The 24,779-nt window shown below is 47.5% G+C and carries 24 protein-coding genes; 14 read left to right on the top strand and 10 right to left on the bottom strand.

What is annotated here, in order from left to right:
- Positions 1 to 5: 5 nt before the first annotated feature.
- The 3 genes from sufB to B5Z18_RS01995 are packed head-to-tail and all read right to left on the bottom strand — an operon-like array spanning position 6 to position 2,416.
- Complete coding sequence (gene sufB, locus B5Z18_RS02005) at positions 6 to 1,451, bottom strand: Fe-S cluster assembly protein SufB (protein ID WP_079467722.1); 1,446 nt, start codon at positions 1,449 to 1,451, stop codon at positions 6 to 8.
- 13 nt (positions 1,452 to 1,464) lie between these two features.
- Positions 1,465 to 1,791 carry a HesB/IscA family protein gene (locus B5Z18_RS02000; protein WP_079467721.1) on the bottom strand — a complete coding sequence of 109 codons (327 nt, stop codon included), beginning with the start codon at positions 1,789 to 1,791 and terminating at the stop codon, positions 1,465 to 1,467.
- Positions 1,792 to 1,846: 55 nt separating this feature from the next.
- Positions 1,847 to 2,416 carry an NADPH-dependent FMN reductase gene (locus B5Z18_RS01995; protein ID WP_079467720.1) on the bottom strand — a complete coding sequence of 190 codons (570 nt, stop codon included), beginning with the start codon at positions 2,414 to 2,416 and terminating at the stop codon, positions 1,847 to 1,849.
- 138 nt (positions 2,417 to 2,554) lie between these two features.
- Between B5Z18_RS01995 and B5Z18_RS01990 the strand changes: the two genes are divergently transcribed.
- Positions 2,555 to 3,196 (top strand): helix-turn-helix transcriptional regulator, encoded by a 642-nt coding sequence (locus tag B5Z18_RS01990; RefSeq protein WP_079467719.1) that lies wholly within the window; start codon positions 2,555 to 2,557, stop codon positions 3,194 to 3,196.
- 33 nt (positions 3,197 to 3,229) lie between these two features.
- Here the strand turns inward: B5Z18_RS01990 and B5Z18_RS01985 are convergent, their stop codons facing one another.
- The 3 genes from B5Z18_RS01985 to B5Z18_RS01975 form a co-directional block, all read right to left on the bottom strand.
- Entirely contained in the window at positions 3,230 to 3,646 is a 417-nt protein-coding gene (locus B5Z18_RS01985; RefSeq protein ID WP_079467718.1) for an EamA family transporter, read from the bottom strand.
- Between the two features lie 61 nt (positions 3,647 to 3,707).
- Positions 3,708 to 4,202: a GNAT family N-acetyltransferase gene (locus B5Z18_RS01980; protein ID WP_079467717.1), complete on the bottom strand. Its 495-nt coding sequence runs from the start codon at positions 4,200 to 4,202 to the stop codon at positions 3,708 to 3,710.
- Positions 4,203 to 4,214: 12 nt separating this feature from the next.
- Positions 4,215 to 4,769, bottom strand: coding sequence for a GNAT family N-acetyltransferase (locus B5Z18_RS01975; protein ID WP_079467716.1), 555 nt, complete (start codon positions 4,767 to 4,769; stop codon positions 4,215 to 4,217).
- 143 nt (positions 4,770 to 4,912) lie between these two features.
- Here B5Z18_RS01975 and B5Z18_RS01970 point away from each other — a divergent pair, with 143 nt between their 5' ends.
- From B5Z18_RS01970 to B5Z18_RS01950, 5 genes are all read left to right on the top strand, one after another.
- Positions 4,913 to 5,593 carry a response regulator transcription factor gene (locus B5Z18_RS01970; RefSeq protein ID WP_079467715.1) on the top strand — a complete coding sequence of 227 codons (681 nt, stop codon included), beginning with the start codon at positions 4,913 to 4,915 and terminating at the stop codon, positions 5,591 to 5,593.
- Between the two features lie 4 nt (positions 5,594 to 5,597).
- A complete protein-coding gene (locus tag B5Z18_RS01965) occupies positions 5,598 to 6,968 on the top strand; it encodes a sensor histidine kinase (protein WP_079467714.1) in 1,371 nt (456 codons plus the stop codon).
- Positions 6,969 to 7,039: 71 nt separating this feature from the next.
- Positions 7,040 to 8,314: a TolC family protein gene (locus B5Z18_RS01960; protein WP_079467713.1), complete on the top strand. Its 1,275-nt coding sequence runs from the start codon at positions 7,040 to 7,042 to the stop codon at positions 8,312 to 8,314.
- A gap of 14 nt (positions 8,315 to 8,328) precedes the next feature.
- A complete protein-coding gene (locus B5Z18_RS01955) occupies positions 8,329 to 9,438 on the top strand; it encodes an efflux RND transporter periplasmic adaptor subunit (protein ID WP_079467712.1) in 1,110 nt (369 codons plus the stop codon).
- A gap of 11 nt (positions 9,439 to 9,449) precedes the next feature.
- On the top strand, positions 9,450 to 12,575 hold the full coding sequence (locus B5Z18_RS01950; protein WP_079467711.1) for an efflux RND transporter permease subunit: 3,126 nt from the start codon (positions 9,450 to 9,452) through the stop codon (positions 12,573 to 12,575).
- Between the two features lie 76 nt (positions 12,576 to 12,651).
- Here B5Z18_RS01950 and B5Z18_RS01945 read toward each other — a convergent pair whose 3' ends face one another.
- A complete protein-coding gene (locus B5Z18_RS01945) occupies positions 12,652 to 13,749 on the bottom strand; it encodes an AI-2E family transporter (protein WP_159454155.1) in 1,098 nt (365 codons plus the stop codon).
- A 141-nt stretch (positions 13,750 to 13,890) separates the two neighbouring features.
- On the opposite strand from B5Z18_RS01945, the gene B5Z18_RS01940 reads away from it, so the two are divergent.
- Positions 13,891 to 14,976, top strand: a complete 1,086-nt coding sequence (locus B5Z18_RS01940; RefSeq protein ID WP_079467709.1) for a family 20 glycosylhydrolase — start codon at positions 13,891 to 13,893, stop codon at positions 14,974 to 14,976.
- 44 nt (positions 14,977 to 15,020) lie between these two features.
- Here the strand turns inward: B5Z18_RS01940 and B5Z18_RS01935 are convergent, their stop codons facing one another.
- A complete protein-coding gene (locus B5Z18_RS01935) occupies positions 15,021 to 15,941 on the bottom strand; it encodes a helix-turn-helix transcriptional regulator (RefSeq protein ID WP_079467708.1) in 921 nt (306 codons plus the stop codon).
- Between the two features lie 454 nt (positions 15,942 to 16,395).
- Here B5Z18_RS01935 and B5Z18_RS01930 point away from each other — a divergent pair, with 454 nt between their 5' ends.
- From B5Z18_RS01930 to porG, 3 genes are all read left to right on the top strand, one after another.
- The gene (locus B5Z18_RS01930; RefSeq protein ID WP_079467707.1) at positions 16,396 to 16,632 is read left to right on the top strand and encodes a hypothetical protein; all 237 of its coding nucleotides are present in this window, start codon (positions 16,396 to 16,398) and stop codon (positions 16,630 to 16,632) included.
- 68 nt (positions 16,633 to 16,700) lie between these two features.
- On the top strand, positions 16,701 to 17,048 hold the full coding sequence (locus B5Z18_RS01925; protein WP_079467706.1) for a DsrE family protein: 348 nt from the start codon (positions 16,701 to 16,703) through the stop codon (positions 17,046 to 17,048).
- Between the two features lie 207 nt (positions 17,049 to 17,255).
- Positions 17,256 to 18,083, top strand: a complete 828-nt coding sequence (porG, locus tag B5Z18_RS01920) for a type IX secretion system protein PorG (protein ID WP_159454154.1) — start codon at positions 17,256 to 17,258, stop codon at positions 18,081 to 18,083.
- A 282-nt stretch (positions 18,084 to 18,365) separates the two neighbouring features.
- Here porG and B5Z18_RS32425 read toward each other — a convergent pair whose 3' ends face one another.
- On the bottom strand, positions 18,366 to 18,527 hold the full coding sequence (locus tag B5Z18_RS32425) for a hypothetical protein (RefSeq protein WP_159454153.1): 162 nt from the start codon (positions 18,525 to 18,527) through the stop codon (positions 18,366 to 18,368).
- Between the two features lie 192 nt (positions 18,528 to 18,719).
- On the opposite strand from B5Z18_RS32425, the gene B5Z18_RS01915 reads away from it, so the two are divergent.
- The 3 genes from B5Z18_RS01915 (at position 18,720) to B5Z18_RS01905 (ending at position 21,552) form a co-directional block, all read left to right on the top strand.
- Positions 18,720 to 19,055 carry a hypothetical protein gene (locus B5Z18_RS01915; protein ID WP_079467704.1) on the top strand — a complete coding sequence of 112 codons (336 nt, stop codon included), beginning with the start codon at positions 18,720 to 18,722 and terminating at the stop codon, positions 19,053 to 19,055.
- Between the two features lie 105 nt (positions 19,056 to 19,160).
- Positions 19,161 to 21,083 carry a menaquinone biosynthesis decarboxylase gene (locus B5Z18_RS01910; protein ID WP_079467703.1) on the top strand — a complete coding sequence of 641 codons (1,923 nt, stop codon included), beginning with the start codon at positions 19,161 to 19,163 and terminating at the stop codon, positions 21,081 to 21,083.
- Positions 21,055 to 21,552 (top strand): DUF6265 family protein, encoded by a 498-nt coding sequence (locus B5Z18_RS01905; protein WP_079467702.1) that lies wholly within the window; start codon positions 21,055 to 21,057, stop codon positions 21,550 to 21,552. Before B5Z18_RS01910 ends, B5Z18_RS01905 begins: the two co-directional genes overlap by 29 nt.
- 220 nt (positions 21,553 to 21,772) lie before the next feature.
- On the opposite strand, the gene B5Z18_RS01900 is transcribed toward B5Z18_RS01905, so the two are convergent.
- Positions 21,773 to 23,356 carry a peptide chain release factor 3 gene (locus B5Z18_RS01900; RefSeq protein ID WP_079467701.1) on the bottom strand — a complete coding sequence of 528 codons (1,584 nt, stop codon included), beginning with the start codon at positions 23,354 to 23,356 and terminating at the stop codon, positions 21,773 to 21,775.
- A 102-nt stretch (positions 23,357 to 23,458) separates the two neighbouring features.
- Between B5Z18_RS01900 and B5Z18_RS01895 the strand changes: the two genes are divergently transcribed.
- On the top strand, positions 23,459 to 24,712 hold the full coding sequence (locus tag B5Z18_RS01895; RefSeq protein ID WP_079467700.1) for an ABC transporter permease: 1,254 nt from the start codon (positions 23,459 to 23,461) through the stop codon (positions 24,710 to 24,712).
- Positions 24,713 to 24,779: the final 67 nt, after the last annotated feature.

Here is a 24,779-nt window from a genome sequence, read left to right as displayed (position 1 = left end):
ATGAGTTATCCAACGCTTCCTTCAAGTGTAATAGATAATAATTTTTGTGCTTCCACTGCAAACTCCATTGGGAGCTGGTTCAGTACTTCCTTCACATAACCGTTTACGATCAGGGCTACTGCTTTTTCGCTGTCGATGCCACGCTGGTTCAGGTAGAAGATCTGGTCTTCACCGATTTTCGAAGTGGTGGCTTCGTGTTCGATCATGGCAGTTTTGTTTCTTGATTCGATATACGGGAACGTGTGTGAGCCGCATTGGTTACCGATGAGCAGGGAATCGCACTGGGTGAAATTACGTGCATTGTCGGCACGTGGCCCAACGGATACCAGGCCGCGGTAGCTGTTGTCACCTCTGCCGGCAGAAATACCTTTGGAGATGATACGGCTTTTGGTGCCTTTACCGATGTGGTGGATTTTGGTACCGGTATCAGCGATCTGTTTGTTACGGACTACTGCTACGGAGTAAAATTCACCTTCGGAGTGGTCGCCCTGCAGGATTACGCTGGGATATTTCCAGGTAATAGCGGAGCCGGTTTCTACCTGTGTCCAGGAGATCTTGCTGGCAGCGCCTTTGCAGATACCTCTTTTGGTAACGAAGTTATAGATACCGCCTTTACCGTCTTTATCGCCGGGATACCAGTTTTGTACGGTAGAATATTTTATTTCCGCCTGTTCGAGTGCTATCAGTTCCACTACTGCTGCGTGCAGTTGATTTTCATCACGCATAGGAGCGGTACAGCCTTCGAGGTAGCTTACGTAGCTGTTATCGTCTGCAATGATCAGGGTACGTTCAAATTGTCCGGTGTTCTGTGCATTGATACGGAAGTAAGTGCTCAGTTCCATCGGGCAGCGTACGCCTTTGGGAATGTATACGAAGGAGCCGTCGGAAAATACAGCGGCGTTGAGTGCTGCGAAGATGTTGTCAGTGTGTGGAACCACGCTGCCCAGGTATTTCTTTACCAGGTCGGGATGTTCCTGTACTGCTTCACCGAAAGAGCAGAAGATCACGCCCATTTCTTTCAGTTTTCCTTTGAAAGTGGTGGCTACGGAAACGCTGTCGAAAACGGCATCTACGGCTACACCGGTAAGGGCTTTCTGTTCGTTCAGGGGAATACCCAGTTTTGCGAAGGTAGCCAGCAGTTCCGGATCTACTTCATCCAGGCTGTTGAGCTGTTTTTTCTTACGGGGGGCGGCATAGTAGGAAAGTGCCTGCAGATCGAGCTTAGGCATTTCAAAGTGCTGCCATTTCGGGAATTCCATTTTCTTAAACGCGGCAAATCCCTTCAGGCGCCATTCCAGCAGCCATTCGGGCTCATTCTTCTTCGCCGAAATAAAACGGATGATATCTTCATTCAGCCCCGGAGGAGCTATATCCATTTCAATATCGGTGCTAAAGCCAAACTCGTACTCCTTATTGGCTATATCATCAATTATTTCGTTACTGTTGATCATACAAGTTTAATATTTAAACCGCAAAGCTTTCGCCGCAGCTACACGTTCTGGTTGCATTTGGATTATTAAAGTAGAGGCCTTTTCCGTTGAGTCCATCAGAATAGTCCAGTTCTGTACCATACAGGTACAGGAGGCTTTTCATTTGTACCACTACTTTTACGCCTTTATCTTCAAAAACCTGGTCGCCTTCTTCTTCAGTTGCTTCAAATTTCATCACATATTCAAGACCTGAGCAACCACCACCTTTTACGCCTACACGCACAAAGGTGCCCGGCGCATGATGTTCTTTTTCCATCAGCGCTTTGATATATTCTCCTGCTTTTTCTGAAACGGTTATCATACTCAGAATTTGTTTTAATTAGCTATTTACCGGTTTCCCGGCCTTCCTTATCTGTTTATCCTTCAATACCAGCCACTACATGCGATTTAGCCGCACACAGTAACTGCACCATCGTATCCAGTTTATTTTTATAGAACTCAGTGAACCCGCGGGTTTCCGGGTCATACAGGTTGTCTTTCAAAATAGGCAGGGAATATGGTAAAACCCATGCCCTTAGCGCCTTTGCCACTGCGTCCATCGCATTTATACCCTGCATGGCCTGGGTGCCGTCCGCCCAGGACAGCAAAGCTACAACCTTTCCTGTTAAATAAGGACGCTGGTTCTTGCTTGTCATTTCGAGCCAGTCCAGGCAATTTTTCATGGCGCCTGTCATGCTGCCGTGATATAAAGGAGTCATCCAGATATGCAGATCCGCCTTGCAAAAAGCTTTGCACATGGCGTCTACTGCGGGTGGTTTTGTTCCTGCTTCCGCCTGGGAGAAAAAGGGGATTTGGGCGTTACCCAGACTGAAAATCTCCGGGGAAAATCCTTTCTCTTTTAACTGTTCCGTCAGATACACCGCCAGCTGGTTAGCCGTGGCATAAGGACGATCATCTATTGCACCATTAAATATCAGGACGTTCATTAATATTTAACTTTTAGAGATTTAAATGATTATGAGATTAAATTTTGATGAAGGATCTCATAAACTCACCAAAATCCCAAAATCTTTTTTTTAGCTTTCACAAAAATACCGATATTTGAGAATAAAACAAGTAAGAACTTGGAAAATTATCCAATACGAACCAAGAATGCTGCCGAACGGTTTTTGACGTTGCTCAAGACCCGGGGACCGCTGTCTGCAGCAGAATTGGCCAATGAATTGGGTATTACCGGAGAGGGCGCCAGGCTTCAACTGCTCAAACTGGCAGAAGAAGGATTGGTACAATCGGAAAGTGCTTCCAAGGGCGTAGGACGCCCTGTTTTAATATGGAGCCTTACCCCCCTGGGTAATGCCCGTTTTCCCGACACACATACCGAACTCACCCTTCAGCTGATCCAGACCATTAAGAATGTGCTGGGTAAGGAAGCGCTCGATAACGTAGTGAACGCCCGGGAGAAAAGCCAGCTGGAAAAATACAGCAGTGCCCTGGAAGGGGTTAACGGTATTGAAAACCGGCTTACCTCGTTTGCGGCCATCCGTTCCGGGGAAGGCTACCTGGCTGAATGGAAAAAAGAAGGCGATACCTATTATTTTATAGAGAATCACTGTCCCATTTGCTGTGCCGCCACAGAATGTGATAATATCTGTACTTCCGAGATGAGGACGTTTGTCAGCATACTCGGAGAAAAAATGAATGTGTCGCGGATGGAACACATTATCAACGGCGCCCGCCGTTGTGTGTACAAAATAGAAGCGGAGTAAATGCCGCGGAGGTTGACGCTGATTTTTTTGATTTTATTTTAAGATGAGCACCAATGTACCGGCTATAATGAGTCCGGCGCCGATGGCTGTTTTCCAGGTGAGTGCTTCATGCAGGAAAATGGCTGACAGGATTATGGTGAGCGCTACACTGAGCTTGTCCACCGGTGCTACCTGTGATACTTTGCCGATTTGGAGCGCTTTAAAATAAAAGATCCACGAACAGCCGGTAGCAATGCCGGATAATACGAGGAAGAGCAGTCCGTGTTTTGATACGGCGCCGAAACTTTTATATTCCCCTCTTGCAAATACAATAGCCCAGGCCAGCACCAATATCACGATAGTTCTGATGGCGGTAGCCAGGTTGGATGGGATGTCCGCTACCCCGATTTTGGCGAGGATAGCGGTTAGTGCCGCGAAGAAAGCGGATAGCAATGCATAAAACCACCACATATTTTTCCTGATTTACGGTCCGAAATTATCCCCGAAAACTGAAGGAATGTTGTAGCCGGGGTCAGATCTTTCTTCCTAAAATTTTCAAGCTTCTTTCCACACCATCCAGCACCGCAATTTCCGGCAGGTGCGCCCATTCTTCAAAACCCATATTCATAAACAGTTTCAGACTGGGTTCATTGTGTGCAAAGATGAAACCCAGCAGGGTTTGCACACCAAATTCCGGTGCTACGGTAATGGCATGTTGCAGTATTTTTTTGCCTAATCCTTTGCCACGGGCGGTTTCATCAAGGTAGATACTTACTTCCACGGTACCGTTATAGGCGGGGCGGCCGTAAAAAGACTGAAAGCTCATCCAGCCTACATTGCTGCCGTCGTCGTCTATCATCCACAACGGACGGTGAGTGCTGTTGTGTGCATGAAACCAGGGCAGCCGGCTTTCCACGGTAACAGGCGCCGTATCGGCGGTCACCATCCGGCCGGCGATAGTAGTGTTATAAATTTCAACGATCCGTGGCAGGTCGGCTTCTGTAGCATGCCGGAATTGTAAGCTCATGGTATATAACAATTAGAAAATAGATTCCCGTGTATGTTCGTGTCTTAAAAGACTGTAGAGTTCTGCGTTTACAAATTTTCCTTTTTCAAAGAAGGCATCTCTTAAAAAACCTTCATACCGGAATCCCAGTCTGCTTAATAATTTGGAAGACGCCTGGTTTTCCGGGTCCACAAAGGCTTCAATGCGGTTGAACTGTAATTCCTCATAGCCATAGGTGAGCATGGCGCTGATGGCTTCTTTCATCACGCCTTTGCCCCAGTAAACCGGTTGCAGGTCGTACCCGATTTCCGCTTTGAAATGTGTTTTGTTGATTTTGTGATATCCGCAGGTGCCTATCAGTTCGTCCTTTCCGGCCAGTGTGATGGCCCATCGCATGCCTTCTTCCTTTTCCAGGCTTTGGCGGAAGAACTGTATAATATGTGTGGCTTCACTGATATTGGAAAAAGAATCAATGTCCATATATTTTGTGACCGCATCATCTGAAAAATGCCTGAAGAGGGCAGCGGTATCCTTATCTTCTATGGGTCTCAGCACCAGGTCGCCGGTACTTAAAACGGGTAAATGCATGATACGGTTGCCGGTTTAGGTTGGAGCAAAGCTAACAGATATTGCGAAATTGTCCATAGGAACCTCGATTTTAATCCCGCTTTAATGCCCGCCCGGGTAAACAATCCTACTTTTGCAGGGGTTATTGCTTATAATTTTTTGATATGAAAATACTGGTTATAGAAGATGAAGTTAAAGTGGGCGCTTTCATCAAACGCGGGCTGGAGGAGCATCACCACCAGGTGGATGTGCATACAAATGGTATTGCCGGTCAGCAGGCTGCCCTGGAACAGGATTACGATCTCATTTTACTGGACCTGATGTTGCCGGGTATAAACGGAACGGCTGTATGTAAAAATCTGCGTGCACTGGAAATCAGTGTACCTATATTAATGCTCACAGCGTTGAACGCCACACAGGATATTGTAGAAGGACTCAATGCCGGCGCCGACGACTATCTCGCCAAGCCTTTTCATTTTTCCGAACTGATAGCCCGTATCAATGCGTTGTCGAGAAGAAAAAGTCATTTCCACCAGGAGCAGGCGGTGCTTACGTTTGCGGACCTTCAGCTGAATACCCATACCAAAACTGCCAGCCGCGAAGGACAGGAAATTGTGCTCACTGCCAAGGAATATGCGTTGCTGGAACTGCTGCTCCGTAATACGGGCAAGGTGCTGTCCCGCGCGCTCATCTCTGAAGCCGTATGGGGCCTGGAGTTTGACACGGGCACCAACACCATTGATGTATACGTTAATTATCTCCGGAATAAAATTGAAAAAGGCTTTACCGGCGAAAAGCTGATCCACACCGTAGTTGGGATGGGTTATGTGATGAAACAGAAATAAGCTTATGAAGATCCGGCACCGGCTATCACTGCAGTTTACCCTGATTTCGGGAATTATTCTTACGGTTGTTTTCGTACTGATATACCTGTTATCTGCCCAATACATCCAGAACAGTTTTTATAAGCTGTTGCAGATGCGTGCATTGGTGACGGCGCAGGTGTACCTGGAAAAGGACGAGCTGACGAAGAAGAAATTCCTCGAAATAGAGAAGAGCTACCGGGAACGGATACCCGATGAATTCAGTAATATTTATGATCAGCATAACCAGGCAGTGTTCATTGAAAAAACAAGGTACAACTGGCCGGTGTCGCTGCTGGAAACCATCCGTCACAGGGAAGTGTACCGCTTCCGTTTCCAGGAAGAGTCGGGATTGGGGATCTATTATCCCGATAACCAGGGCGACTTTGTAGTGATTGTAACCGCGCGTAATACCGCGGGCATCCAGCAGCTGCAGTATCTTTTATGGATCCTGATCGTGATGTTTTTTGCGGCATTGCTGATCACTTTCCTGATGGGGCAGTGGTATGCCAGCAGGGCGCTGGAACCCATCAAAAGCATTAACCGGCAGGTGCAGAAGATCCGCTCCAATAACCTGCACATGCGGGTGCAGCAGGGATTGAATAAAGATGAAATAGATGAACTGGCCACTAATTTTAATGGTCTTTTGCAACACCTGGAACAGGCTTTTGATATGCAGCGTTCTTTTGTGTCCAATGCTTCTCATGAGCTGCGTACACCATTAACCACTATTATCGGGGAGATAGAAGTCACGCTGCAGAACAGCCGGAGCCGGGATGAATATGTACAAACGCTGGGTACATTGCTCGGTGAGTCGGAGAAGCTGAAGATTATTACGGATGGCCTGTTGCAGCTTACAAGAGTAGATGCCAATTTAACGGAAGCCAACAGTGAATTGATCCGGCTGGATGAATTATTGTGGGAACTGGCGGAGTACTGGCGTCATAAATCGCCACCGCTGCAGCTGCATGTGCAACTCAGCGGCTTGCCGGAAGATGCTGCCCTGCTTTGTATCCGCGGCAACCGTTCGCTGATGACACTGGCGTTGCAGAACATCATCCGCAATGCGTTTAAATTTTCGTATAACCGTGACGTTAGTGCCCGGCTTTTTTATACCGGCAGCGGTATCACCTTGTCTGTAAGCGACCGTGGCATTGGTATAGCGGCAACTGATACCGAAAAGATCTTTATGCCGCTGTACCGCGCGGATAATGCGCATCCTTTTGATGGATATGGTATTGGCTTATCTATGACACAAAAGATCCTGCAGCTGCATAAGGCTACCATCACGGTAAGCAGTGTGTTAGGCCAGGGAACCACGTTTAATATTTTCTTTACTCCCGCCGGAAAATTCTAACCCGGTTTTAACTTCATTCTAATAAGCTGCTAATAGACGCTTACCATCTTTGTGCAACGAAAAAAAGTTGTATGATCAATAGATTAGCAGGGCTTGTACTGTTTGTCACTGTGTTCCGTATTACAGCATCAGCACAGGTTACAGATACACTGACACTAACATTGCCACAGGCGGAGCAGCAATTCCTGCAAAGAAATATTCCTTTACTTACACGGCGTTACAGCATTGATTCGGCCAAAGCAGGCGTGATCACCGCAAAGCTGTACGATAATCCGCAGGTGACTTTTGAGAATGTATTGTATAACCATACCACCCGGAAGTGGTTCGACTTTTCTTACGCCGGACAGAACAGCCTGCAGGCGGAGCAGCTGTTCAAACTGGCCGGCAAGCGCAACAAGGCGGTGAAGCTGGCCCAGAGCGGGGTTAAGATGAGTGAGTACCAGTTCTACGACCTGCTGCGTACCCTCCGGTTTTCTCTTCATGATAATTTTTACGATCTCTATTACAAGGAGCAGTCGCTGGAAACATTTGCCAGCCAGATTACTTTTTTGCAAACGGTAGTGAGTGTGTTTACTGCGCAACAGGCGCAAGGGAATATTGCGCCGAAGGAAATTGTGCGCATCAAATCTATGTTGTACGATCTGCAACATGATCATTTGCAGTTGCAGCAGGAGATCCGGGAAACGCAGTCCGATCTGGCATTGCTGATGAGAGTGCCGCCGGGCACGGTGATCCGGCCGGTGTTGCCGGAAGGCGTTGGCGATAAACCGATGGCATTGGAATACAGCTTTCAATCATTGCTGGATACTGCGCGGGTAAACCGCTACGATCTGAAGATAGCGCAGGAAACGGTGAACTATAATCACCTGAACGTGCGTCTTCAGAAGTCGATGGCCGTACCCGACCTGCAGCTGGGAGTTTCCTATGATAAGCAGGGCAACTTTGAGCGTAACTATAACGGGTTGAGTGTATCGATGCCATTGCCTTTTTTTAACAGGAACCAGGGGAATATTAAAACCGCGCAGGCGGCGCTGGAGAGCAGCAAACTACAGCTAGAGGGGCAGGAAGATGAGCTGGCGCATGAAGTGATGAATAGCTTGCAGCAGGCATTACAAACAGAAAAGCTGGTGCGGGAATTTGATCCCGGTTTTGAAAATGAATACACCACGATGATGAATGAGGTAGAGAAAAATTTCCGGCTTCATAATATCGGGTTGCTTGAATTCATAGATCTGTATGATGCTTACCGGAACAACGTACTCAAAATGAATGAGCTGAAATACGATCGCTTACATGCACTGGAGTCGCTTAATTACACCACCGGTACACCTGTTTTTCATCCCTGATAAATTTTTTTTACATGCAATATTTAGTAAAACGGCATATACCTGCAATTGTTATCATTATATCCCTTAGTGGTATCATCACCGGCTGCGGCAGCAAAGTGACGCCTGAAGAACCGCGGTCATGGTCGCTTTCAGACTCACTGCTCCGCACGCTGGTAGTTGATACCGCTACTGCACGACCGGTTGAAAATGAGCTGCTGCTTACCGGGAAGATCACCGAGAATGAAGATAAAACCGCGCGCATTTTCCCGATGGTGAGTGGCATTGTAACCGCCGTAAAAGTTCATTCCGGCGATTTTGTGCAAAAGGGCCAGGTGCTGGCTATTATTAAAAGCCCGGAAATGGCGGGGTTTACAGCCGATCAGCGTATATCCGTTAATGATATGCAAACCGCCAAAAGGAATATGGAAGTGGCGGCATCTTTTTATAAGAGCGGGTTGAATTCCCAGCGCGAATATGAAGAAGCAAAGAGTACCTATGATAAGGCTGTAGCCGCCTATAATAAATCGCAGGCTATCCTGGATATCAATGGCGGCGGGCATCGTACGGATTATGCCGTGAAAGCGCCGGTACCTGGATTTGTGATCAGCAAGCGCGCCGCTGAAAGTATGCAGTGGCGGCCGGATAACACGGATCCTATTTTTGTGGTGGCCGATCTCAATGAGGTGTGGGCGATGATCAACATTTTTGAGTCGGACATCGCCGGTATCCGGGAGGGAGATAAAGTAGAGATGAGCACTTTATCTTATCCGGATAAAATTTTCTATGGTACTATCGACAAGATCTACAATATACTGGACCCCGAAAATAAAGTGATGAAAGCCAGGGTGGTAGTGAAAAACCCGGGTTTCCTGCTAAAGCCGGAGATGTTTGTGCGTGTGAAAGCCAATCGTCGTTCCGATAGTAATACCGTAAGCATTCCATCGAGGGGGATCATTTTTGACCACGACAAATACTACGTGCTGGTGCGTTCCAACGCGAAATACGGCGTGACTGTAAAAGAGGTGAAGATTGATAAAACCAGCGATGGGCGGGCCTATGTGAGTGCCGGCTTACAGGAGGGCGACCGGGTGATAGCTTCCCGGCAGGTATTCATTTATGAAACGCTGAAGGATCAGCAGTAAAGGCCATCACTATGAACAGATTTATTAAGCGCGTACTTGCTTTTTCTTTAAGCAATAAATACTTCATTTTTTTTGCCACCGGTATATTGGCTATTGCAGGCTATATCAGCTTTAAGCAGATCGGCGTAGATGCGTTTCCGGATGTAACCAATACTTCCGTGACTATCATCACTCAATGGCAGGGTAGGAGCGCAGAAGAAGTAGAGAAGTTTGTAACAAGACCAATAGAGATTGCCATGAACCGGGCGCAAAAGAAAACGTATATCCGTTCTTCTTCCCTGTTCGGCCTCTCTGTGGTGAAAGTAATTTTTGACGACGGCGTGGATGATACTTTTGCGCGGCAACAGATCAATAATAATATTACATCGGCTTCGCTGCCGGATGGCGTGGATCCTGAAATAGAGCCGCCATATGGCCCTACCGGGGAAATTTACCGGTATACGCTTCAGAGCAGCAAGCTGTCTGTAGCCGAGCTCAAAACGTTGCAGGACTGGGTAATTGAGCGGAACCTGTTATCCGTGCCCGGTGTGGCGGATATTGTAAGTTTTGGGGGAGAGGTGAAAATTTACCAGGTGACCATTGATCCCGATAAGGCGGTGCAGTATGATATTACGGCACAGGAGATGTACCAGGCATTGTCTAAAAGTAATATCAACGTAGGAGGCGATGTGATTGTGAAAAATGCGCAGGCATATGTGGTAAGAGGGATCGGGATACTCAATAACACGGAAGAAATCAAGAACATCATTGTAGACCATATCAACGGTACACCCATACTGGTAAAGGATGTAGCCGATGTAAGCATATCGGCGCTGCCGAGGCTGGGACAGGTGGGGCGCGACCAGGACTATGATGTAGTGGAAGGCATCGTGGTGATGCGGAAAGGAGAGAACCCTGCGGAAGTGATAGAAGCGCTGAAGCAGAAGATAACGGAGCTGAATACACGTATTTTGCCCGATGATGTAAAGATAAAGCCCTTTTATAACCGGGAAGACCTGATCGATTTTTCCACGCATACCGTGTTGCATAACATGCTAGAGGGGATCATTTTTGTAACGGTGATTGTGTTCCTGTTTATGGCCGACTGGCGCACTACGGTGATTGTATCTGTGGTGATTCCGCTGGCGTTGTTGTTTGCGTTTATTTGTTTGCGGATAAAAGGGATGAGCGCTAACCTGTTGTCGATGGGGGCGATCGACTTCGGGATCATCATTGACGGGGCGGTGGTGATGATGGAAGGGATTTTTGTGGTGCTGGACAGGAAGGCGCATAGTGTGGGGATGGAGCGGTTTAATAAACTGAGCAAGGCGGGGTTGATCCGGAAAGCCTGCCTGGAGAACGGGAAGGGGATCTTTTTTGCAAAGCTGATCATCATCACGGGGTTGCTGCCCATCTTTACTTTTGAGAAAGTAGAGGGGAAGATGTTTTCCCCGCTTGCCTGGACACTGGGTTTTGCTTTACTGGGGGCGTTGATCCTTACGTTTACACTGGTACCCGCGCTGGCGGGTGTATTGCTCCGGAAGAATGTAAAGGAGAAGCATAATGTTTTCCTGGCGTTTATTAACCGTATTACACTCCGCATCTTTAATTACTGTTTCCGTCACCGGCGTGTAGCCTTTACCGTGTCGCTGGCCGTACTGGCGTTTGGGTTATATTGTTTCCGTTTTTTAGGAACGGAGTTTCTGCCACAACTCAATGAGGGCGCTATTTACATCAGGGCCACCGGACCGTTGAGCACATCGCTGGAAGAGTCGGTGAAGGTAGCCAATGATATCAGGCGGAAGCTGCTGACTTTTCCGGAAGTGAAGCAGGTGATGTCTCAAACGGGGCGGCCCAATGATGGTACAGATGCTACGGGGTTTTATAATATTGAATTTCACGTAGACATTTACCCGCAAAGTGAGTGGAAGAGCGGGTTATCGAAGGCCCGATTGATAGAGCAGATGAATGGAAAGCTGGCGGGTATTCCAGGTATTACCCTGAATTTTTCCCAGCCGATCATGGATAACGTAGAGGAAGCGGTTTCCGGTGTGAAGGGCTCTATTGTAGTGAAGTTATTCGGAGATGATTTTAAGCTGATAGAAGACAAAGAAGAATCGATAGAGAAGATCCTGAAAGGAGTGCACGGTATTGAGGACCTGGGGATACTGCGTAATATTGGTCAGCCGGAATTACGCATCAACCTGAACCAGCAAAAGATGGCGTTGTACGGGGTTACCACAGAAGATGCCAACTCCGTGATAGAGATGGCGATTGGTGGAAAGGCTGCTACCCGGATCTATGAGGGGGAGAAGAGCTTTGATCTTCGTATACGCTACCCCGAGAGTTTCCGGGAAAGCGAGGTATCGATAGGGAATCTAACCATACCGACTATACGGGGAAATAAGATTCCGTTGAAAGAAATTGCGGAGATTGACCATATAGTGGGGCCTAGTATGATCTATCATGATAAACATATGCGTTACGGCGCCATAAAATTTTCGGTACGGGGCCGGGATCTGGGCAGCACTATTGCGGAGGCGCAGCAGAAGGTGGGTGAGCAGATCACTTTGCCAAAGGGTTACTCGCTGGAGTGGGCCGGTGATTTTGAGAACCAGCAACGGGCTACCAAACGGCTGATGCAGGTAGTACCTATCAGTTTGTTGCTGATTTTCCTGATCCTGTTTATACTTTTCGGAAAGGTGAAAGATGCCTTGCTGGTATTGAACAATGTGCCGTTTGCGATTATCGGTGGGATTTTTTCGCTGTGGCTTACCGGTATGAACTTCAGTATATCCGCGGGTATTGGTTTTATCGCGTTGTTTGGGATCTGTGTACAGAATGGTGTGATCCTGCTGTCGAAGTTCAAAACGAATGTGCGGACTATGCACCGCGGAGGTGATTTCAGCCTGGCAGCGGCCATTCACGATGGAGTGGAGTCGAGGATACGCCCGGTGATTATGACCGCCATGATGGCGGCGATCGGGTTGTTGCCTGCGGCCACCAGTATGGGAATTGGTTCGGAAACCGCGCGACCGCTGGCGCGTGTGGTGATAGGCGGTTTGATCACAGATACCTTCTTTAATCTTTTTATATTCCCGGTTGTGTTTTACTGGGTATATAAGAACAGGTTGAAGAAAGATCCGTTATTATCATAGCAATTGGTTGTTGATTTATAGTGAGAAGTTGCTCCGGTATTTCCGGGGCAACTTTTTTTATATTGAACAGTCTTTTTTATGACTTTGCTTCGTCAATTTTCGTTTTTCTGATTTTCTTTACTTTCGGTTTGGCTTCATCGCCAAGCAAAATAGCCCAGGGGCTCATCTCTTCTATATTCTGACAAATAATTTTAATAATGGCGATGGTCGGAATAGCGAGGAACATACCGGGGATGCCCCATAACATATTTCCAAGCACCACACCGATAATGGTGACCAATGCGTTGATCTTTACTTTGGAACCCACAATGCTGGGGAAAAGCACGTTGCTGTCGAGTACGTGGATGAGGAACAGGGCAACACCTGCCTGTAATGCCTGTATCGGCGTGCCCGTAGCCAGTGTTACCAGGATGATGAGAATCGCTGCCGTTAAGATCCCTACATAAGGAATGATATTAAAGATGGCGGCCATTACGCCCAGCAGGATAGCATATTTAATACCCAGAATAAAGAACAGCACAGTGTTAAGAATAGCTACAATGACCATTTCTATCATCAGTCCGCCTACATAGCTTTTAATAATGGTGCGTGTGCTGGCGATTACGGTGAGTAATTTTTCGCGGTGTTGTTCTTGGAAGATCTTTATCAGGAAAGATACCAGCAACCTGCGGTAGAAGAGGATAAAGAAAGCATACAGGAATACAAATACCACGAACACAAGCAGGGAGGAAAGCGACAGGAATGTTTGGCTGACAAAGCTGGTGGCAGTTCCGAGCGTGCCCATCATGGCTTTTTCCACATAGCTCATTTGTGTGCTGGAGTTGATATGAAATTTGGTGTTGATCCAATCCTGGGTGGAATCGATCACCAGCGTGAGTTTTTGTTCCAGTTGCGGGAAGTCGGAGATAAAGGCTTCCATTTGTTTGGCGAGGAGGAGCATCAGCAGCAGGATGCCGATGATAAACAGTAACACCGCTATGATGGCCGCAAGCCCCCGCGGGAGACGCCATTTTTCCAGCTGGTGAACAACCGGCAGCAGCATGATGGCGATAAGCATGGCAAACATCAACGGAACAATAATACCGCTGCCAACATGGGCTATATATATAATGAGAATGATCGAAAACAGGGTAAAAGTGAGACGGGCAGTAAACGGTAGTTTGATCTCGTTCATAGAGGTAGTGCTTTTATCAAAGATATTAAAAATCAAAGTGTATAACATTAGAATGCTCATTATACATTTGTTACAGCGAAAAGGTTGCAGTTGCGCACTGCTTTTATTATTTTACGACATGCCTGTAAAAAATTAAGCGTTATGAAAAAACTGTTTGCCCTTTTACTGCTCGTTTGCGGCAGTAGCTCCCTTTCCTTTGCAAAACCCCTGCCGGCTGATACTTTGCCTGTTCGTGGTTTTTGTATAGCTGCGCCCAGAGCGGAGGGACTGGCCCCATTCCTGAAATTTATTGACACAGAACTGGCGCCGCGGCATATCAACACATTGGTGCTGCGTGTTGATTTTAATTACCAGTTTAAGTCGCACCCGGAACTGCGTGATGCCGGTGGCTTAACCGAACAACAGGTAAAGCAACTGGTGCAAACCTGCCGTAAGCATAACATCCGGCTGATTCCGCAGATTAACCTGCTGGGTCATCAGTCGTGGGCGGGTACTACCAGCAACCTGCTGAAGGTATATCCTGATTTTGATGAAACGCCGTGGGTAAAGATGCCGGTGAACTATGTATGGCCAAATGCAGACGGGTTGTATTGCAAGAGTTATTGTCCGTTGCATCCGGGTGTACATAAGATTGTATTTGAGTTGGTGGATGAGATCTGTGATGTATTTGAGAGTACCGCCTTTCATGCAGGCATGGATGAAGTGTTTTATATCGGGGAAGATAAATGCCCGCGTTGCGGCGGCCGTGACAAAGCCGAATTATTTGCCGGGGAGGTATGGACAATCCGGAATCACCTTGCGCAGAAGGGGCGTGAGCTGTGGATGTGGGGCGACAGGTTACTGGATGGCAAGCTGACGGGTTTAGGCGCCTGGGAGGCGAGCATGAACAATACGCACCGTGCGGTGGACCTGGTTCCCAAAGATGTGGTTATCTGCGACTGGCATTATGAGCGGCCGGATAAAACGCCGGTGTACCTGGCAATGAAAGGGCTGTCGGTGATCACATGTCCGTGGAGGATGCCGGCTAATGCAAAGCTGCAGCTGAAGGATATGTATGACTACCGGGCCAGTGCCACTAAGGAAATGAAGCCGCGTTTCCAGGGAATGATGCAAACGGTTTGGTCGGATGCAGCAGGGTTCCTGGATGAGTTTTACGGAACGGGTAAGCCGCAGAAAGATACGGTGAATACGAGCGCCAATTGCTTCCGGGCTGTATTTACCAAATAAAAAAGGAACAAACGGAATGATCAGGAGATCATTCCGTTTTCTTTTTAATAATGTTTTTTGAGCAGCGGGATAAATATTTCAGAGTATGTTGGTCCGTCCAGCGAGATGAAGAAGTGGTTCCCGCTCATTTTGAATACGCCTTCCTTACAGTTCATACTGATAAAATTATACATCGGCATGCCTGCAGTGGCAAAGTCCATTGGCACCGGCAGTTTGAGGTAGTTGCCGCCTGCTATCCGTTTTGTGGCGAGATAGGAGTGATTTTTCTGCAACTGGATATGTGCGCTTATGGCGGATGTTGGAATCAGCAATCCGGCGAACATCGATAGTTTTTCATAGTTGGTTACCGGCACGGCATCGAGGGTGCCTGTAATGATCCTGCTTTGCGGCAGATCGTATAGCGTCTGCATCTTTTTAAACAGGTTATGATAGGTGTTCATGCGGGCGATCATTTCTGCGATTGGGTCCTGGCCGCGTGAAATGAAAGAGTAGTACAGGATACTATCCGGCATTCTGAGTTTTTCGCAGCGGTCGTAATTGAACAGTTCCTGGAATGCATCATTTCCTATTGCTGCTGTGATGGTTTTAGTGATCTGCAGCGTTCTGTTTTCATTAGGCAGGATAATGATGCGGCGGAAATCTTTCGGACTTTCTTTAAAATGTAGTTTAAATGCTTTGCTGAAAGCTGCTGTAGTGGCATATCCGCAATACTCGCTGATTTCGCCGATATTATAGCCACTGTGCCGGAGCAGGCCGGCGCCAAGTTCCAGGCGGTGACGTTTAACATAGTGCCAGAAGGGTTCTCCCATGTAATTCACAAAGTTGTGATAGAAGTAGGAGTAGGAAATACCGAGGCGTTCTGCCACATCTCTGATATTAAAGGGATCACTGACATGATCATCTGCATAAGATAACCCTTGTAAAGCAAAATTTTCAAGTTGTTCTTTGGTCAGAAGGGCGGCCATACAATATGAGGGATTTAGTTGATTTTCATTGGATCCGGTACATGCTGATTTACGTCCTTGATAAGAAGCTAACTACATGAACATTATCCCTAATTTAATTTTTTTTATGATCACCGGAGACGTAAATTTTTGGATCATTTTATATGATTGATTTTCAATATGATATGTTTTTTACTCAGTTCGTATTTTTATAATATGTAGAAAATTTGTTGCCGGAAGAGAGATTGCCCGGGAGAAAGAAAGGAAAAAGCTAAAATGGACAAACCGTTAATTACGGGAATCAATATCTTTAGTTGTCGTGTCATGTTTGCACCATCAGCGGGGCCATTCATACGGTTTTTATAGCCTGAATTATTTTGTCCTATCAATCCTGTTATGGAGTTGCGGCCTTCGCAACACCATTTCCCGGTGGTTTAGCATAGTTGATTGATATGATCGTATAACCTTTTATCTTATGGTAGCCGTCATCATTGTTTTATCATTATTGTTGTTACTGGGTTGGGCAATCCTGTACCATCATTTTAAGGCTTTGCGGATAGCCAATATTAATCTTGTAAAACAGGCGCAAAAAGAGGCTTCATTACAGTACCAGCTGCGTGAGGCAAGAGAGAAGTACTGCAAGCTGGAAGAGAAGCTGAGGAAGGTACAGTATGAGTTGCATAATGAAAAACGAACAGAGAATCATCTCTGACAATAACATCCACCTAATGTTGATGCCATTACTTTCGGGTTTGCCAATATTTAGTTAGGTTTGTCAGCATGCAGGTAGTTTTTCAAATCACATCCGGTGAACGGGATGCCCAGCTGTCTATGCTCGGGCAGCTCAATAATCTTCTTAATTATACCAACGAACGAAAAACCCGTATAGCCATAGAGGTGGTAGTACATGGTCATGCCTGGAATTTACTGCTGCCCGATGGTCACCCTTTCCCCGAAAAAATATCGGCCCTGCATGGGCAGTCCGTCCGGTTCCTCATTTGCCGGAATACCCTGAACAGCCGTCAGCTGGCAACAGATCAGCTGTTTCCCTTTGTGGAGGTGGTGCCGGCAGCTGTAGCGCACCTGGTGGAAAGGCAACAGGAAGGATGGGCTTATATAAGATGCTAGTTTAATTGTTTATTAGTTAATTGGTTTATTAGTTTATTTTTACATTTTTAAAGTAATGTGCCGGGAAATGCGGTAGAAAGTTTGGGAGGGGGCACCAAATAAAAATTGTGATAATAACGTTAAATGGTTGCACGAATAATAAGGACTAACCTCTTAAACTTAAATACATTGAAATTCTCCAAATCTACCGGAATACTGTTGTTATTCATGGCAGTTCCCTTTTTCACCTTTGCGCAGGACTGGCATGTCGGCGCTTTTGCAGGTATCAGCAATTACAGCGGGGATCTTTCCCAGCAAAGGGTGGATATGAAATATACCCGGCCTGCACTCGGACTGCTGGTGAGAAAGGATATTAACCGTTACCTCACTATCCGTGGATCCTTTACCTGGGGTATTGCTACCGGCGCAGACAGCACTAATTCTTCCAAAGACCTGGTAGCGCGTAACCTTAGTTTCCGGACCAATATTTTTGAAGGTAGCCTGATTGGTGAAATCAACTTTTTCGACCTCGATGAAAAAGGGTTTACGCCTTACGTGTTCGTGGGGGTGGGTGGTTTTGGATTTGATCCTACGGCTAAAGACCAGTCGGGTAACCGCGTGCGGCTTCGTCCCCTGGGCACGGAAGGGCAGGGATTACCGCAGTATCCTACCCGTCAGCCTTACGACCTGTTCTCCTTTTCCTTTCCGTTTGGAGCGGGTGTAAAAGCGATCATCAATGATAACTGGACCCTTGGATTTGAAATAGGGCTGCGTCCTACCACTACGGATTATATGGATGATGTAAGCACCAACTACGTAGACCAGAATACATTGCTGACCTATCGTGGTCAGAAATCAGTGGACATGGCTTACCGGGGCGATGAAGTAACCGGTAAAGTGACGCCGGGAACCTATCCTGCAGATGGTACCAAACGCGGTTCTGATAAATATAAAGACTGGTATGCGTTTTCCGGGTTTACCATTACTTACCGTTTGGGCGGTGGTAGTGGCTGGGGCAAACAAAAGGCTACCCGTTGCCCGATACTCAGACCGTAATGTATTGATAGTCACACTGTCTAACACTTTATTTATAGTTTCAATCCCGGCATACCGCCGGGATTTTTTTTATTGGCATAGTTGTTGAATTTATGAGTTCAAACAGGTACTAATGCAGCCACCAGCTTATGGCGGATCGCAGAATCACAAATCGCGGAGAGAGTAATGAAACAACAGCCGCTATAAAAATAAGTTGGTGTGCAACTGCCTGTTTTAACTAACGAAAAAGAAGTGCCATGAGGAAGTTTTTAAATATAGCTTCAGTGATGTTGATAACAGGTTCTATGAGCCTTTCTGCACAGCAAAGGCCGCCTGCACCACCACTGCCACCCAGGCCACCGGCTCCGGCACATTTACCACATCCGCCGGCGCCACCGTTACCGCCAGGATTGCCCAGGCCACCAACGCCTCCGCATCACCGGCCACCGGCTCCGCCAACACCACCGCATCATCATAGAAGACCGTATAAAAAGCATCATAGGAAACCGCATAAGCCTCACAGGTATACTTTTATTGCATATCCGGGTTCTGCTTATGTTGTTACAGATGCCACTTTTGCCCGGTATGCGGGTTGAAATGAATAACACACCACAACTTTTATTTGCCAACCGATCTTGAACTAAAAACCAAAGAAACATGAAAAAAGTACTGCTGTTGATGCTGCTTATTGGCGGCACTGTGCTCACCACTTATGCACAAAGGGGATATGACAGGGGACATGGACGTGGCCACGGATATGGACATGGACGCGGATATGACCGTTATGATGATGACCGCTGGGAAAGATGCGAGCGCCCCAGAAGAGTGTATGTACGCGACAGGTATGACGACTGCTACCGCCCTCAAAGAGTGGTATATGCCAGACCGGCTTACTACCCGGCCGTAATACCTGTTCCGGTACCAGCCCCGGTACGCTACTACCCATCAAGGCCAAGAGCCGTATTCCACGCGGGTGTTACCATAGTGAACTGATAACTGAAAATGGAATAAATGAGATGCCTCCCATATTTACATGGGGGGCATTTTTTATTGCGGTGCGGGATGGTTACTTTTGTTGATTGGTAATAAGATTCAAACATGGCATATAAAAATCTCAGACACTTTATAGACACGCTGGAACAGGCTGGAGAACTGGTGCGCATAAAAACTTATGTGGACCCTAAACTGGAAATCGCTGAAATAACGGACAGGGTCAGCAAATCGCCCGATGGGGGCAAAGCCCTGCTGTTTGAAAATACCGGTACCGACTTCCCCGTGCTGATCAACTCTATGGGCAGTTACAAGCGTATGTGCCTGGCGCTGGGCGTGAGTGAACTGGACGATGTAGCCGGTGAAATTGAAAATCTCTTTAAATTATTATCCAAACCAAAGGAAAGTATACTTGATAAACTGGCCCTGCTGCCAAAGCTCGGACAGTTTGCTTCCTGGATGCCAAAGGTAGTGAGCGGAAAAGGCAGCTGCCAGGAAGTGGTAATGGCTAACCCGGATCTCAGCAAGTTGCCGGTGCTTACCTGCTGGCCTAAAGACGGCGGCCCTTTTATCACCCTGCCTGTGATCCATACCAAAGACCCGCTTACCGGTACCCGCAACGTAGGGATGTACCGCATGCAGGTATTTGAAAAAGATATGACCGGCATGCACTGGCATAAACATAAAGTATCCGCAAAACACTTCATGGAATACAAGAAGCTGAATAAGCGTATGCCCGTTGCCGTAGTATTGGGCGGAGATCCTGTTTATACTTACTCCGCTACCGCACCACTCCCGGAAAACGTGGATGAATATATGCTGGCCGGCTTTCTCCGTAAGAAGAAAGTAGAGCTGGTGAAGTGTATTACCCAACCGGAAATAGAAGTACCCGCAGATGCGGATTTTGTGATTGAAGGTTATGTGGAACCTTCTGAAGAACTCATCTGGGAAGGCCCTTTCGGGGATCATACCGGGTATTATTCACTGGCCGACTGGTATCCTAAATTTCATGTAACGGCTATTACGCACCGCAAAGACGCCGTATATCCGTCGACGATAGTAGGCATTCCTCCGCAGGAAGATGCCTGGATAGGTAAAGCCACCGAACGTATTTTCCTGGCGCCTATTAAAATGACGCTGGTACCTGAAATCATCAATATGGAAATGCCCGTGGAAGGCGTGTTTCATAACCTGGTGATTGCGCAGATCAAAAAAGATTATGCCGGGCAGGCGCAGAAGGTGATGAATGCCATGTGGGGCGCCGGCCAGATGATGTTTAACAAGATCCTGGTAGTAACAGACGACGGCACAAAGATCACCGATTATAAGCAACTGGCGCAGTATGTCTTCCAACACCTGAACCCCGCTTCCGACATCTACCTGAGCCAGGGACCGATGGATGTACTGGACCACTCCTGCTCCAAAATGGGCTTTGGCGGTAAAATGTGTATCGATGGTACCCGTAAATATGAAGAAGAGCAGGACACTACTTTTATATCCGTTCCGGCTCCGCGCCAGCTGGATACTGCCGCCATCATGCAGCAGTTCCCGGAAATCAAAGGCATCAACGCTTCACTGCTGCCGCTGGATATTTCCTGTATCCTGGTAGCGGTGGAAAAGGCACGCCCTTCGCATGTACGGGAGCTGAATGAACAGCTCTATACCCTGCCCGCGCTGGCAGGCGTTAAGATGATCCTTTTTGTGGAGCATACGGTGGATGTAAGCGATCTGGCGTCTGCATTATGGCGTTTCTGCAATAACCTGGACCCTAAGCGCGACAGCTTTATTGTTCGTGTACCTTCCGGCGAACCCGGTAAATATATTGGCGGCATTGGTATGGACGGCACGCTGAAAACCAGGCTGCTGGACAATTTTGAGCGCGACTGGCCCAATATCATTGTTGCGGACGACGCTACCATCCGGAAAGTGGATACCAAATGGCCTGAGCTGGGTATCGGACCTTTACTGACTTCTCCCTCTCTCAAATACAAACAACAGATCTATGGCGAAGAAGCGGTGGTACAGCAGTAGTTACCTGCTGCTGATCCTGTTACTGGCCGGCAGCCTGCGGGCAGCCGGCCAGGTAAGTCCTGCTGATTTCCGTTTCCTGGACAAGCTGGAGGGCACCTGGAAGATGAACACCCGCAAAAGCACCATCGTGGAAACCTGGAGCCGGATCAACGATTCTACCTGGAAAGGAAAAACCTGGCGGGTAGTAGGGGCGGACAGTGCCTTACAACAGTCCATGCAGCTGGTGAGAAGAGGAGCCGATATCTTTTATATTCCTGCCTATGAAGGGCAGGACAAGCCAGCTACCATACACCTGAAACTGCGGGTTTTGAAAGCTATTGGTTTTGTGGCGGAAGACCTGAACAATGATTTCCCCAGGAAAATTACTTACCGTTTTAAAGATGCCAGGCACCTGGATGCCCGCGTAGAAGGCGTGCGGGACGGTACTACAGAGGAATACATTTTCCAGTATTCTATTTCTCCCGAATAAAGATTCCCGATTGCGTAAATCATTTTCCCACTTCGAGAAAGGGGAGTGGATGGCTGTGCCTATTTTTGTATAACACACACACGATACACACCTAAATCAAAATATTCTCAATAAAGCAATAATTTGAGTTGGTCGTACAAGTAATGCCGCGCCTGTTCACAGGAAGCGGCTTTTTTTTGCCGTTAGCTTCTGAAGAAGCCAACGGCAAAAAAAAGTATGCCTATTTATGAATTTCTGATGTAAAGTTGAACTGGATATCGGGGTTGTTGGTGCGTTCGGTGTTCAGGTACCATTCCGACTGGGCCAGGTATACGATATGGCCGTCTTTATCTTCCACGATGTTGGAAGATTTAAAGCGGATGAATTCTTCGATCTTTTCTTTCGGACCGGTGAGCCAGCATGCCTTGTAGAAAGGCAGGGTATTGAACTGACAGGCGGCGCCGTACTCCTGGAGCAGGCGGTACTGGATTACTTCAAACTGCAGGTCGCCCACGCAGCCAATGATTTTGCGGTTGCCACCGTGCTGGGTAAACAGCTGTGCCACGCCTTCATCTGTAAGCTGGCGGATACCTTTTTCCAGTTGTTTTGTTTTCAGCGGATCTTTATTCACCAGTTCCTTGAACAGCTCAGGAGAGAAGCTTGGGATACCGGTGATGTAAAAGTTTTCCCCTTCCGTGAGGGTATCGCCGATCTTGAAGTTGCCGGTGTCAAACAAACCTACCACGTCGCCGGGATAGGCGTCGTCTACCACGTTCTTTTCGCGGGCCAGGAAGCTGTAAGGGTTGCTGAACCTAACGTCTTTGTCTAAACGAACATGGTGATAGAATTTATTTCTTTCAAACTTACCGGAGCAAACGCGGAGGAAGGCGATACGGTCGCGGTGGCGCGGATCGAGGTTGGCATGGATCTTAAAAATGAATCCACTGAATTTATCTTCGTTTACGTCTATTTCGCGGGTGGTGGCGGTGCGGTTACGCGGAATGGGCGCGATGTCCACAAACGTATCCAGCAGGTCTTTCACCCCGAAATTGTTTACGGCACTGCCAAAGAAAACGGGCGCCAGTTTACCGGCGAGGTAATCTTCCCTGTTGAAGGCATCGTACACGCCTTCGATCAGTTCCACATCGCCGCGCAGCTGTGCGGCGTCTTTTGCGTTAAAGTGTTCATCAACGTAGCTGCTGCTGAGATCTGTGAGCGGCACCACGTCTTCGTCTGTGGCTTTCTTGTTGGGCAGGAAAGCTACGAGGCTTTTATCGTACAGGTTGTAAACGCCTTTAAAGTCGCTGCCCATATTAATGGGCCAGCTGAGAGGCCGTACCCGGATGTTGAGTTTTTCTTCCAGTTCATCCAGGAGATCGAACGGATATTTACCATCACGGTCCATTTTGTTGACGAAGATGATCACGGGTGTATCGCGCATGCGGCATACTTCCATGAGTCTTTCTGTTTGTTCCTCCACCCCTTTTACGCAGTCGATCACCAGTACCACGCTGTCTACGGCAGTCAGCGTACGGTAGGTATCTTCCGCAAAGTCCTTGTGACCGGGCGTATCCAGGAGGTTAACGAGGATGTCGCGGTATTCGAAGGTCATAACGGAAGTGGCTACGGAGATACCTCTCTGCCTTTCAATTTCCATGAAATCCGAAGTGGTGTGCTTCTTTATTTTATTGGACTTCACCGCACCGGCTGTTTGAATAGCGCCGCCAAACAGGAGGAATTTCTCTGTCAGCGTAGTTTTACCGGCATCCGGGTGAGCGATGATAGCAAAGGATTTTCTTTTACTGATTTCGTTAGCGTACTTCATAAATATCCGAAAAATGGCAGCAAAGGTAACTAAATTTTTTGTCCGGCTATATTTCGTGTTTATTGGCGCTGCCCGTGCCGATAAATCCGCTAAATTTGGAATATGATAGCAACCCTTAAAATATTATGGAATAGTTTCAAAATGGCGATGCAGGAGCTGCGGGTGAATAAGCTGCGCACTTTTTTATCGTTGTTTGGAATTACCATTGGCATCTTCTGTATCATCGCGGTATTTACGCTTACCGGTAGCCTGGAACATAACATCAGAAAGGATCTGGCCGATTTGGGCGACGATGTGGTATATATGCAGAAGTGGCCCTGGGGCGGCAACGGGGAATATCCCTGGTGGAAATATATGAACCGCCCGGAGCCGGAATATAAGGATCTCAAACCCATACAGGATAAGGTGCAGAGTGCCAGTTTTGCTTCTTTCAATTTTGAATCGGGCAATAAGAAGGTAGAATATGGAGATGATTATATGGATGGAGTGACGATGATGGCGGTGACAAACGACTTTGACCAGATACAGACCTTACAGATTCTCGACGGCCGTTTCTTTGCCAACAGTGAAAGTAACAGCGGCACCAATGTGGCGATCCTGGGCTTTACCATCTGGGACGGGCTTTTCCCTTCGCCGGAAGCGGCTATGGGCAAGGTGGTGAAAGTGGCCGGCAGGGATGTAAAGATCATTGGGGTGCTGAAGAAAAAGGGAGAGAGCATGATTGGCGGCATCGGGTACGACAATGCCATTATACTGCCTTACCGCTTTGCCCGTACAGTGGTGGATGAACGCCGTTTTGCGGACCCGTATATCCTGATAAAGGCCAAACCCAATGTGAGTATGGATCAGCTGAAAGATGAGCTGAGAGGAGTGGTGCGCGCGTCTCACCGGTTAAGGCCGAAAGAAGAGGATGATTTTTCCCTGAATGAAATCAGTACCGCTAACGACAGCCTGAATGCGATGTTTGCGGCGATCAATATGGGCGGGGGAATGATTGCCATCTTTGCATTAATAGTAGGGGCTTTTGGTATTGCGAATATTATGTTTGTAACGGTAAAGGAACGGACCAACATCATTGGTTTGAAAAAGGCCATAGGAGCGCGCCGGGGTATTATCCTGATGGAGTTTTTGCTGGAAGCGGTGAGTTTGTGTTTACTGGGAGGAACTTTTGGTTTGCTGCTGGTTTATTTTCTTACATTAATTATTAACCTGTCTGGTACCTTTGAGATGGTGCTGTCCGCAGGTTCGGTAATATTCGGGTTGAGCATATCTGCCCTGGTAGGGCTGCTGGCGGGTTTTATCCCGGCCTATACAGCCAGTAAGCTGGATCCGGTGGTGGCCATCCGTAGTAATTAAGCAGGCATTATACATAACGGGCAACAGCGTGACTGTTGTACAGGCGGGGTTTTCCCGCCTTTTTTAT

It is taken from the genome of Chitinophaga ginsengisegetis, from assembly GCF_900168065.1.
GTDB lineage: Bacteria > Bacteroidota > Bacteroidia > Chitinophagales > Chitinophagaceae > Chitinophaga > Chitinophaga ginsengisegetis.
The sequence above is the reverse complement of the archived record's forward strand: the minus strand, read 5'-3'. Positions and strand labels throughout refer to the sequence as shown.